This is a genomic window from Aeromonas sp. 25-AL00135 (genome assembly GCF_054052385.1).
Genome location: NZ_JBSTYQ010000003.1, coordinates 268,361 through 279,741, shown reverse-complemented (window position 1 = coordinate 279,741; position 11,381 = coordinate 268,361). Strand labels below are relative to the sequence as shown.

The 11,381-nt window shown below is 59.2% G+C and carries 12 protein-coding genes; 5 read left to right on the top strand and 7 right to left on the bottom strand.

The window, feature by feature from the left end; genetic code table 11:
- The first annotated feature begins 3 nt into the window (after positions 1-3).
- The gene (locus tag ACW5XC_RS04165; protein WP_042056188.1) at positions 4-1,419 is read left to right on the top strand and encodes an FAD-dependent oxidoreductase; all 1,416 of its coding nucleotides are present in this window, start codon (positions 4-6) and stop codon (positions 1,417-1,419) included.
- 140 nt (positions 1,420-1,559) lie between these two features.
- Here the strand turns inward: ACW5XC_RS04165 and ACW5XC_RS04160 are convergent, their stop codons facing one another.
- The 4 genes from ACW5XC_RS04160 to ACW5XC_RS04145 all read right to left on the bottom strand — a co-directional run bounded on the left by ACW5XC_RS04160 (position 1,560) and on the right by ACW5XC_RS04145 (position 4,721).
- Positions 1,560-2,321: an amino acid ABC transporter ATP-binding protein gene (locus tag ACW5XC_RS04160; RefSeq protein ID WP_042056191.1), complete on the bottom strand. Its 762-nt coding sequence runs from the start codon at positions 2,319-2,321 to the stop codon at positions 1,560-1,562.
- Positions 2,318-2,974, bottom strand: coding sequence for an amino acid ABC transporter permease (locus ACW5XC_RS04155; RefSeq protein ID WP_178378368.1), 657 nt, complete (start codon positions 2,972-2,974; stop codon positions 2,318-2,320). The genes ACW5XC_RS04160 and ACW5XC_RS04155 overlap by 4 nt, the downstream gene beginning before the upstream one ends.
- Before the next feature lie 57 nt (positions 2,975-3,031).
- Positions 3,032-3,805, bottom strand: a complete 774-nt coding sequence (locus tag ACW5XC_RS04150; RefSeq protein WP_042056196.1) for an amino acid ABC transporter substrate-binding protein — start codon at positions 3,803-3,805, stop codon at positions 3,032-3,034.
- 337 nt (positions 3,806-4,142) lie between these two features.
- Positions 4,143-4,721: an O-methyltransferase gene (locus ACW5XC_RS04145; protein ID WP_042056200.1), complete on the bottom strand. Its 579-nt coding sequence runs from the start codon at positions 4,719-4,721 to the stop codon at positions 4,143-4,145.
- Between the two features lie 286 nt (positions 4,722-5,007).
- On the opposite strand from ACW5XC_RS04145, the gene ACW5XC_RS04140 reads away from it, so the two are divergent.
- Together ACW5XC_RS04140 and ACW5XC_RS04135 are read left to right on the top strand one after the other, a co-directional pair.
- Complete coding sequence (locus tag ACW5XC_RS04140) at positions 5,008-6,303, top strand: DEAD/DEAH box helicase (protein WP_005337380.1); 1,296 nt, start codon at positions 5,008-5,010, stop codon at positions 6,301-6,303.
- 98 nt (positions 6,304-6,401) lie between these two features.
- On the top strand, positions 6,402-7,052 hold the full coding sequence (locus tag ACW5XC_RS04135) for a DUF2913 family protein (RefSeq protein ID WP_042056202.1): 651 nt from the start codon (positions 6,402-6,404) through the stop codon (positions 7,050-7,052).
- A 94-nt stretch (positions 7,053-7,146) separates the two neighbouring features.
- On the opposite strand, the gene ACW5XC_RS04130 is transcribed toward ACW5XC_RS04135, so the two are convergent.
- The 3 genes from ACW5XC_RS04130 to ACW5XC_RS04120 all read right to left on the bottom strand — a co-directional run bounded on the left by ACW5XC_RS04130 (position 7,147) and on the right by ACW5XC_RS04120 (position 10,009).
- Positions 7,147-7,386 (bottom strand): FeoC-like transcriptional regulator, encoded by a 240-nt coding sequence (locus tag ACW5XC_RS04130; protein WP_042056204.1) that lies wholly within the window; start codon positions 7,384-7,386, stop codon positions 7,147-7,149.
- Positions 7,383-9,653 (bottom strand): Fe(2+) transporter permease subunit FeoB, encoded by a 2,271-nt coding sequence (feoB, locus tag ACW5XC_RS04125; protein ID WP_042056207.1) that lies wholly within the window; start codon positions 9,651-9,653, stop codon positions 7,383-7,385. The genes ACW5XC_RS04130 and feoB overlap by 4 nt, the downstream gene beginning before the upstream one ends.
- Positions 9,654-9,781: 128 nt before the next feature.
- Complete coding sequence (locus tag ACW5XC_RS04120) at positions 9,782-10,009, bottom strand: FeoA family protein (RefSeq protein WP_005337384.1); 228 nt, start codon at positions 10,007-10,009, stop codon at positions 9,782-9,784.
- Positions 10,010-10,128: 119 nt separating this feature from the next.
- On the opposite strand from ACW5XC_RS04120, the gene ACW5XC_RS04115 reads away from it, so the two are divergent.
- Both ACW5XC_RS04115 and ACW5XC_RS04110 read left to right on the top strand, forming a co-directional pair.
- Complete coding sequence (locus ACW5XC_RS04115) at positions 10,129-10,458, top strand: translation initiation factor (RefSeq protein WP_005350971.1); 330 nt, start codon at positions 10,129-10,131, stop codon at positions 10,456-10,458.
- A 259-nt stretch (positions 10,459-10,717) separates the two neighbouring features.
- Complete coding sequence (locus tag ACW5XC_RS04110) at positions 10,718-11,275, top strand: TMEM165/GDT1 family protein (RefSeq protein ID WP_005337386.1); 558 nt, start codon at positions 10,718-10,720, stop codon at positions 11,273-11,275.
- Positions 11,276-11,381: the final 106 nt, after the last annotated feature.

The following is an 11,381-nucleotide window of genomic DNA, read 5'->3' as shown; positions in this document are numbered from 1 at the left end:
CCTATGAGCCAGAACGTATTTCAGTTTATCGATGTCCAGCGGGTCGACCCGCCCAAGAAGCCGCTCAAGATCCGCAAAATCCAGTTTGTGGAGATCTACGAGTCCTTCAATCAGCCGCAGGTACAGATGCAGGCGGATCGCTGCCTCGAGTGCGGCAACCCCTACTGCGAGTGGAAGTGTCCGGTCCATAACTACATCCCCAACTGGCTGAAACTCGCCAAAGAGGGGCGCATTCTGGAGGCGGTGGAGCTCTCCCACCAGACCAACAGCCTGCCGGAAGTGTGTGGTCGGGTCTGCCCGCAGGATCGCCTCTGTGAAGGCTCCTGCACTCTCAACGATCGCTTCGGTGCCGTCACCATCGGCAACATCGAAAAATACATCACCGACAAGGCGTTCGAGATGGGCTGGAAGCCCGATCTCTCGAACGTGGTCAAGACCGGCAAGCGGGTCGCCGTCATCGGTGCCGGCCCTGCGGGCCTTGCCTGCGCCGATGTGCTGGCACGCAATGGCGTTACCCCTGTGGTGTTTGACAAGTATCCCGAAATTGGCGGCCTGCTCACCTTCGGCATCCCCTCCTTCAAGCTGGAAAAAGAGGTGATGCAGCGTCGCCGCGAGATCTTCCAGGGGATGGGCGTGGAGTTTCGTCTCGAGACCGAAGTGGGCAAGGACATCACCTTCGCCGATCTGCTCGGCGAGTTCGATGCTGTCTTCCTCGGGGTCGGTACCTACAAGTACATGAAGGGCGGCTTTGCCAACGAAGAGGCGCCGGGCGTCTATGACGCCCTGCCCTACCTCATCGCCAACGCCAACCGCTTGCTGGGCTTTGAGAAGGCGCAAGCCGACTACATCGACTTCGCCGGCAAGCAGGTGGTGGTGCTGGGCGGCGGCGATACCGCCATGGACTGTGTACGTACCGCCATCCGTCAGGGGGCTGACAAGGTGATCTGCGCCTATCGCCGCGACGAGGAGAACATGCCGGGCTCCAAGCGGGAGGTGAAAAACGCCCGTGAGGAGGGGGTTGAGTTCATGTTCAACCTGCAGCCGGTGGCGGTCGAGCTGGATGCCAACGGTCGCACCGTCGGCATCAAGGTGGTGAGCACCGAGCTGGGTGAACCCGATGCCAATGGCCGCCGCAATCCGGTGGTCATTGAGGGCTCAGAGCAGGTGTTGGCCGCCGATGCGGTGGTGATGGCGTTTGGCTTCCAGCCCAACCCCCAGCCCTGGATGGCGGAGTTCGGCATCGAGCTCGACAACCGGGATCGCATCAAGGCCCGCGAGCAGGCGGAATACGCCTTCCAGACCAGCAATCCCAAGGTGTTCGCCGGTGGCGATGCGGTACGTGGCTCCGATCTGGTGGTGACCGCCATCTACGAAGGGCGCAAAGCCGCCGAAGGGATCATGGACTATCTGGCGGTCTAACCTGCACTTCCGCAGTCAACCCAAACAGAGCCCCGCCAGTACGGGGCTCTTCTTTTGAGGCTAGGAATTTAAGGCTCGGAATTTAAGGCTAGGAGTTCTCGCTGGCGACTTGTCACCTATCACTCCCGTCCGGGGAGCGGCTAGATGCTCCAGCTCTCCGGCAACCGCTCGGTGAGGGTGGAGATGTACTCGAAGGTACGCGCCCGCTTGGGAGTGGTGAACATCTGGCGTGCGCTGCCTGCTTCCACCACCTCACCCGCCTCCAGAAAGATCACCTGCTGCGCTATCTGGGCTGCCAGCCGCAGATCGTGGGTAGCAATCAGCATGGTGGTTCCCTCGCGGGCCAGCTGGCGCAGCACGGTCACCACCTCCTGGGCAAGCTCGGGATCCAGCGCCGAGGTGGGTTCATCACAGAGCAGTACCTTGGGCGATGGCGCCAGCGCCCTCGCAATGGCAACCCGCTGCTGCTGGCCACCGGAGAGGGTGGCAGGCACCGCCTCGGCCTTGTGCCTGAGCCCCACCTTGTCGAGCAGTTGCAAGCCTCGCACCTCCGCTTTCGCTCTTGGCCACTTCAACACGGTCACCAATCCCTCAATAACGTTTTCCAGCACCGTCATATGCGGGAACAGCTGGAAATTCTGGAACACCATGCCGGTCTGCTGGCGCAATGCCTGCACGCTCTGGCGAGGCAGATGGTGAGAAAAATCGAGTTCGCCCCCCCCCAGCACCAGGTGCCCCGCATCCGGCCGCTCCAGCACATTGACACAGCGCAACAGGGTGCTCTTGCCACTGCCGGAGGGGCCAATCAGGGCGGTCACACTGCCCGCCACCATGGCAAGATCGATCCCCTTGAGCACCCGCTGCCCGCCAAACTGCTTCTCGATACCACGCAACCGGATCATAGGGCGACCTCCCGGGTCTCTTTGTGGGTCAACTTGCGCTCCAGCCGGTCTTGCAAGGTGGAGAGCACCGAGCTAAACAGCAGGTAGATGATGGCCGTCTCTATGTAAAGGATCAGCGGCTCATAGGTGACAGAGGCGAGCCGCTGGGCCGCCTGAAACAGCTCAGGCACGGTCACTGCCGCCGCCAACGAGGTGTCCTTGACCAGCGAAATAAAGGTGTTGGAAAGCGGTGGCACCGCAATGCGCGCCGCCTGCGGCAGGATCACCCGCCACATCACCTGGGGCCAGTTCATGCCAATCGAATAGGCTGCATCCCACTGCCCTTTCGGGATCGCCGCGAGAGTGGCACGGATGATCTCAGAGCTGTAGGCGCCGATGTTGAGGGTGAACCCGATCACCGCGGCGGTGAAGGCATCCAGCACAATGCCAGCACTCGGCAAGCCATAGAAAATCAGAAAGAGCTGCACCAGCAGCGGCGTACCACGAATAAGCCAGACATAAAAACGAACCAGTGCCACCAATGGTGTCGGGCCATATAATCTGGCCAGCGCCACCAGCAAGCCGAGCAATATTCCCAAGACAAAGGTGATCAGGGTCAGTGGCACGGTAAAAATAAGCCCCGCTCTAAGCAGGGGCCAAAAAGAGTCGATCATTAACTGCAACCAGGCTGGCACGTTAATTACCTCGCTAGTTATTATTTTCCGGCAATATTATTGCGAGACATCAGTACCAAAATACTTAAGAGATATTTTCTGGTAGCTACCATCCTGTTTGGCAGTGCGCAGTGCCTGATTGATAGCGGCCAGCAATTCCGGCTGTCCCTTGGCGAGCAACACTGCCGATTGATCCCCCTTCGCCTCGGTCGCCGCCACCCTCAATTTGGCATCCGGTTTCTGTTTCTTGAAGTCGAGGAACGAGAGGCTGTCATTGATGGTGGCATCCACTCGCCCGGTCAGCACCAGCTGTAGTGACTGGTTGAAGCCCTCGGTGGCGACCACCTCGGCGCCCGAGGATTTCGCCAGCTGAGCAAAGTTGCTAGTCAGGGACTGGGATGATTTCTTACCCTTCAGATCCGCAAAGCTGTTGATGCTGTGATTATCGCTGTGCACCACGATCACCGCTTTGGAGGTGATGTAGGGATCTGAAAAATCATACTTTTTCAGCCGCTCCGGGGTGATGGCCACTTCGTTGAGCACCAGATCGTAGCGCTTGGCATCCACCCCGGCGATGAGACCATCCCACTTGCCTTCGACAAACTCCGGCTTCACCCCAAGGCCTTTTGCAATCAGCTCGCCAATCTCCACATCAAAGCCGACCAGCTTGCCGCTCTTGTCGTGATAGGTGAACGGAGGATAGGCGCCTTCAGTGCCGATTTTGATCGCACCGGCACTCTGGATAGCGGCGAGGCTGGACTCGGCTTGCGCCGATGTCATCAAAGCCAGTGGAAGGGCTGCCAGCAAAAACAGGGAGTGCATTTTTTTCATTATTCACCTCGTTATATTTGTAAACATCCAGCACGCTTGCCAACGATAATCCGGATTACCATGCAATTATTATTTTGAATCCTACTGCTACCAGCACCATTTAATCGGCTCACGCCACATATACGATGACAGTCAATAAACGATTGCACTTGGCGGCACCAGCAAAAAATAACGCGAAGGTTCCCGTTACCAAACCATGAAATATGAAGATGTTAAGTGAGATAATGAATAACGAAAAAGCAGTCCCGCATTCGCTACTGATTGCGGGACACACTGTTTATTCATGATGAATAAACATACACTGCCAGCCCGATACCAAATCCAGGCCATCACCTTGTTACAAACGCACCACCAGCCACTCCCCCTTGCCGACCGGCACCAGCGAGGTGGCAAAAGCCGGATCCTGCCCGACCTCGTTCATCCACTCCACCATCTCGCTGCGATGGGAGATGGCGTTATCAACCACCAGCAGGCCACGGGGTGCCAGCAGGCGGCGGATCTGCGGCCACCATGCCCGGTAGTGCTGACGATCCGAATCGAGGAAGATGAGCTGATAGCCGGCTTGCGGCAAGGTCGGTAACAGCTCACTCGCATCCCCTGCCAGCAAGGTTACCCAGGGGGCCAGCCCTGCCCTCTGAAAGTTGTCATGGGCCAGCACGCGCTTATCCTCATCCAGCTCAATGGTGGTCACGTGCCCCTCCAACCGACGCACCACTTCTGCCAGCCAGAGTGTGGAGTAACCATTGGAGGTGCCAATCTCCAGCACCGCCTGCGCCCCACGGGTCTGCACCAGCACTGACAGCAACTCCCCCGTGTCGCGGGTGATATTGAGCAGCTTGCGGTGTCGAGCCTGCTGCATGCTGTCATTGCGCTCGCCAAGCTGCTCCAGCTGGCGTTTTAACTGTTCCAGTTCCATCGATATCCCTTTCGTCCTTACCCAAAACCATTAGCCACGCATCTAAGCTTGGCATCTGGGAGTCAAATGACCGCTTTCAACCGCCATTCACACCACAAAGGATGAGAAAAGGACAACCATTTGAGGCAGAATTTGTGACGTCTATCTGTTATACTTCGCGCCCGCCATTTTCCGGCTCACTCTCTGACTTGATGTCAGGCGCAGCCGTCGGTGGTTACAACCTCCGTCTCGCTCATGCCGAGCTAACCAAGCCAAACACAGCCCAGCTGGAACACAGGAACCCATTATGAGATTTGAATCGTTCGATTTTGCCCCCGAGATTTTGCGTGCTGTCTCAGATTGCGGTTATCAGGAGATGACCCCTGTGCAGCAACAGGCGATCCCGGCCATTCGCCGTGGCCGCGATGTGCTGGCCAGCGCCCAGACCGGTACCGGCAAGACCGCCGCCTTCGCCCTGCCCATCTTGCAGCGTCTGGTAGACAATCCGGCTCCGGTCCAGCCTTCCAACGCCCGTGTGCTGATCCTGACCCCGACCCGCGAGCTGGCGGCTCAGGTGGCGAGCAACATCAATGACTTCGCCAAGTATCTCGATATCACCACCATCACCATCGTCGGCGGTGGCAAACAGGACGTGCAGGCCAAGAAGCTCAAAGCGGGCGCTCACATCATTGTGGCCACCCCGGGCCGTCTGTTGGAGCACCTCACCGCCTGCAACCTCAGCCTCTCCGGCGTCGAGTGTCTGGTGATGGATGAAGCGGATCGCATCCTCGACATGGGCTTCAGTGCCGATGTGCAGAAGATCCTGCAAGCGGTCAACAAGACCCGTCAAAACCTGCTCTTCTCCGCCACCTTCTCCGACGCGGTGAAGAAGCTGGCCAACCTGATGCTGGACAGACCGCAGATCGTCAGCGTCAACAAGCAGAACTCCACCGCCGACACCGTCAGCCACACCGTCTATCCGGTCGAGCAGAAGCGCAAGCGCGAGCTGCTCTCAGAGCTGATTGGCAAGCAGAACTGGCAGCAGGTGCTGGTGTTCGCCAGTACCCGCGAGAGCTGTGATGTGCTGGTCGAGGAGCTGAACCTAGACGGTATCAAGTCCGCCGTGGTCCATGGCGAGAAGGCCCAGGGCAACCGTCGCCGCGCCCTGCGCGAATTCATGGAAGGCAAGGTACGGGTACTGGTCGCCACCGAAGTGGCCGCCCGTGGTCTGGACATTCCGGATCTGGAATACGTGGTCAACTATGATCTGCCGTTCCTGGCGGAAGATTACGTGCACCGCATCGGTCGTACCGGTCGTGCCGGCAAGCGCGGCATGGCCATCTCCTTCGTCAGCCGTGAAGAGGAGCGTACCCTGCTGGAGATCGAGGCCCTGATCGGCCAGAAGATCCGCCGCATCATGGTGCCGGGCTATGAGGTGAGCAGCCGTGACGAGCTGATCAAGCAGTTGCAGGAGCGTCGCCGCTTCGGCAAGCGCCCGCAGCGTGAAGATAACGCCGTGGCCCAGGTGATGGCCGAAGCCAAGCTGCAGGGTCAGCGCCTCAAGCGTCTGGCTGCAGCCAAGAAGCCCCGCCAGCCGAAATAAGGCGGGCAGTTGCTCTATTGAACCGCAAAGGCGCCACTGGCGCCTTTGCCATCTCTGTCATCGGTGTTGACCCCTGGTGGTCAACTCAAGGATTGCTTATGACCTCTCCTACCTACAATCAGGCCCTGCTCGAGATGGCTACTCAAAGCCTGGCCGAACTGGCCCGCACCGCCGAACAAAAGGCGGGCAAGCGCACTCCGGCCCAAGAGAGCCACTTTCTCTGCACCTGGATGGCCGACTCCCTCAAGGAGAAGCGCTTCTCCCGTCTGGTGATGGAAGATTTGAAAGCTTGGGTGCAGCTTGGCCGCACGCTGGGTGCGGGCGCCGATCTCAAGGGATTGCTGGAGCGCATCGCCTTCCAATACCAGTGCGCCATGACCAATCCGCAGCAACTGGGGGCCAAGCTGGCGGCGCTGCTGGAGGAGCTCTCAGCGGCAGGCTGGCTGGTGCTGACCGAGAGCGAAGTGCACGCCAAGCTGCGCCTGCAATCGGGCGGTCAGGCGAGTCTGGTGATCAGCCACAGCGAATATAAAGGGAATATTGAAGGCGGTGAGCTTGTCAACCCCCTCAACCTCTATGTGCGCGGTGACGAGAAGGTGCTGGCCGAGGCGGCCTTCAAGCACGGTCTGCTGCTGAGCCAGGGCAACAAGAAGACCACCCTGGTCAAACATCACAAGGCCTACCGGCTGATGCCGGACAACGCCCAACCGGCGCTGGCACTGCTGAGCGAGGCCCGCCAGAGCGCCTGACCTCGCCTGTTTTCAGCAATAAAAACGGCAGCCCCTTGCGCAGGGTCTGCCGTTTTTTATTGTTCGATGTTTGGTGATGAGGTTGGGTAGTCGTTTAGCGGATCTTGATGCCAATCTGGCCCGCGTCACACCACTCGAACATCACCTCCTCGCTCTTGCCGCAGCAACTGCCACCACAGACACGGCTTTCACGCTTGATGACCCGCCCCTTGCGCATCCAGACGCCGAGCATGGCCTCCACCGCATCTTCCGAGGTGTGGAAGTGGCGAGCCAGATCACGCCGGCTCACCTTCTGCTGCACGGCGAGGTAATCCCCCAGCTCGCGCAGGATCATAAGGTCACCACCTTGCGGGCAACGATGTCACCGTGACGGCGACCGGCCCACCAGAGCAGTACCAGAGAGAGGCCGTAGCTGACGATCCAGAACAGGCTCTGCTCCGGATGAGCAGCAAAGGTGGCCACCTGATAGAAGAGGGTCGCGCACATAAAGGCCATATAGTTGCACCATACCGCCGTCATCAGCGCCCACTGACGACCGGTTTCCCGCACCAGCGCGCCCATAGCGGCGGCGCAAGGCATGTAGAGCAGCACGAACAAGAGGTAGGCAAAGGCACCGGCCGCCCCGTCGAAGTGGGTCTGCATGTTGCCGTAGGTGGAGACATCGACCTCCTGCGCCTCGGCGGCAGCTTTCTGGTCGTCGAGGTTGCCAACATCAAGCCCCATGGGGTCGCTCGGGTTGATCTCCGCCAGATTGGCCGCCACGGCATCGATCGCTTCGTGGAAACTGGCCACCAGCGAGAACTCGCTCTCCTCCTCTGCATCGCTACCACCGGCGTAGAGGCTGTTGAGGGTTCCGACCACCGCCTCTTTGGCGAAGATACCGGTGACGATACCGACCGTGGCCTGCCAGTTGTCATCGCGTACACCGATGGGGTGCAGCACCGGGGTCACCGCCTGGCTGATTTTGCTCAGGACCGAGCTCTCCTGCTCCTGATGGCCAAAGCTGCCATCGGTACCCAGGGAGTTAAGCACGCTCAGCACGGCAACCACCAGTACGATGGTTTTACCGGCGCCAAAGACGAAGGATTTGAGCTTCTGCCAGGTCTTGATGGCAACGTTGACCGGACGCGGCCACTCGTAATCCGGCATCTCCATCAGCATGGAGTCGCTCTTGCCCGGCAGCAGGGTGCTGCGCAGCAACAGGCCGGTGAGCACCGCCACCAGAATGCCGATGAGGTAGAGACCGAACACCAGGTTCTGACCTGACTCGGGGAAGAATGCCACCGCAAACAGGGCGTAAACCGGCAGACGGGCACCGCACGACATGAAGGGGGCCATGGCGGAGGTCATCAGCCGCTCCCGCTCGGAGTTGAGGGTACGGGTCGCCATCACCGAGGGGACGGTACAGCCAAATCCCATCAGCATCGGCACGAACGCCTTGCCCGGCAGGCCGAGGCGGCGCATCAGGGCATCCACCACGAAGGCGGCGCGGGCCAGATAGCCGGAGCTCTCCAGTACCGCGAGGAACAGATAGAGGCAACCAATCACCGGAATAAAGGTGGCCACGGTCTGCAAACCAACCCCGAAGCCGTCAGCCAGAATGGCGCCCAACCATTCGGGGGCATTGATCAGCCCCAGCAGGTGGTGCACCCCATCGACAAACAGGGCGCCGCCCATGATGTCGAAGAAGTCGATAAAGGCGCTGCCGACGTTGATGGCAAACAGGAACATCAGGTACATGACAAACAGAAAGAAGGGGATGCCAATCCAGCGATTGAGCAGCACCCGATCCAGCCACTCGCTCTGGGCCTCGGTGAGCTTGCCCTTCTGCTGACGCGCCTGTTGTACCCACTGGTGGATATGGCCGTAGCGAATATCCGCCAGTTGCAGGTCGATATCCTGTCCCTGATGGGCGCGAGCCACTACATTGGCTGCGGCCGCCTGTTGACCGGGCAGCAGAGTCTCCTGCATCACCGCATCCTCTTCCAGCAGGCGCAGGGCGCGGCCACGGGTAGTGAGGTGATGCGGGGCGAGCAGGGTCTCCAACTCCGCCAGATCGGTTTCAAGCGCGTGGCCGTAATCGAGCTGCAAGGCGGCTTGCGGCTGACCGATAAACTGCCGGATCTGCTGTTTGAAGGCGGCAACCTGCTTGCTGTTGTGGGCAGAGAGGGCCACTACAGGGCAACCGAGGGATTTGCCGAGCTTGCTCTCGTCGATGACGATGCGGCGCTTTTGCAGGATATCCAGCTTGTTGAGCACCACCACCATAGGCAGACCCAGTTCGCGCAGTTGCAGCGTGAGGTAGAGGGAGCGCTCCAGATTGGCGGCGTCGATGACGTTGAGCAGCAGGTCGGGTTGTTGGCCTTGGGCAAAGCGGCTGGCGATCTGCTCGTCCAGACTGCCATCCTGACTGGCCAGGCTATAGATGCCGGGCAGATCCATCAGCTTGAAGTGATGCCCACCCGCGCTGAACTCACCCATCTTCTTGTCGACGGTGACACCACTCCAGTTGCCTACCTGCTGGCGGGCGCCGGTCAGGGCGTTGAACAGGGAGGTCTTGCCGCTATTGGGGTTACCTACCGTTACCAGGGAATAATTCATACCAGCTCTACCTCTTTTTTCTTCTGAACCCGCCGCGTGCGTGTGGCAAGCCGCTTTGCAGGTTCGACTTCTTGTCTCTGAACCGCTCCCGGTGACTTTCTTGACCGGAGCGGCAGCCGAGCAGCGGGTTATACCGGCTCGACTTCTATTTGCTGGGCCAGACTCTTTTGCATGGAGAGACAGATCCCCTGGCACTGGATCTGGAGCGGGTCCCCCAGGGGAGCGGAGCGCAGATAGATGACTTCAGTCTGGGGCAACAGGCCCATCACCATCAGTTTGCGGCGCAGCGGCCGGGCGAGCTGATTCATATTCTTGATGCGAGCACTCTGTCCCGGTGACAACTGCGTGAGTACCATGACTGACTCCTGAAGTTAAACAATAATAATTCGCTTTTACTTGGGGCATTATAAGCTGTGTCTTCAACTTTTATTTGAGTAAAATCAAACTCCGCTTAGCTAACCCATAAAGTATTGCCATGAGTCACGACAACAACAGCCGCCTCGTTTACAGCACAGATGGCGGCATGATCAAGGAGCAGAGCGCTCCCCAATCCGCCTCCCCCTTCCCCACCGACGGCACCGTGCGCATTCGCCGCGAGACCAAGGGGCGCAAGGGTGCCGGGGTGATCACCATTCATGGCGTACCCGCCGAACAGCAAAAATCCCTGGCCACCCTGCTCAAGAAAAAGTGCGGCACCGGAGGCGGAATCAAGGAGGGAGTGATCGAGATCCAGGGGGATAAACGGGACCTGATCAAAACCGAGCTGGAGAAAGCCGGTTTCAGCGTCAAGCTGGTGGGTGGCTGATCCCCTTGTCACTCATGCGGTTTTTCCCTAGAATGCCCGCTCCCATCGAGGGGGAGTAGTCTCGCACGCCGGTGCCATCCATTGCATGAATGCCGGTTTGCGACCCTGATCAACATACTTGGTGCCAAATCACCATGGTCAGGGTGATCCATGCCAGCCATGGATTTGACAAGACCTTTGACGGGCCAGTGCCAATACCGGGGACGGATGGCGCAGGCTTGTCTTTGGTTTATAACAATTCCGTCCCCCGGTCATTTTTATGGAAGCCTTGTTAACCTCAACCCTCAGCGTCGCTATTGCCGAAATCGGCGATAAAACCCAGCTGTTGGCGTTGCTGCTCATCTGCCGTTTTCGCAAGCCCTGGCCCATCATCGCCGGCATGCTGGCGGCTACCCTGCTCAACCATGCGGGCGCAGCCTGGATTGGCGAGTTCATCAGCCGCTGGCTCGATCCCAAGATAATGACCTGGCTGGTCGCCATCGCCTTTATCGCCATGGCTATCTGGATTTTGGTACCGGACAAGATGGATGACGAGGAGAGCTCGCTGGATAAATACGGCCCCTTTATGGCCACCTTCGTGCTCTTCTTTATTGCCGAGATTGGCGACAAGACCCAGATTGCCACCGTGCTACTGGCCGCCAAGTATGACTCGCTGGTGCAGGTCATTACCGGGACCACCCTCGGCATGATGCTGGCCAACGTGCCTGTGGTGCTGATCGGCAAGCTGGGGGCAGACAAGCTGCCGCTCAAGGGGATCCGCATCGCCTGCGCCATCCTCTTCGTCGGCCTCGGGGTGAGCACCCTGATCTTTGCCTGATCGCCTTTTCCGCTGCTCAAGCCCTCCCCTGTGGAGGGCTTTTTGTTTACTGCTTTGTCTAGTGCGTAACCCGCTGTCGCAACCACCTGCCCTACAGCCAAGGGGC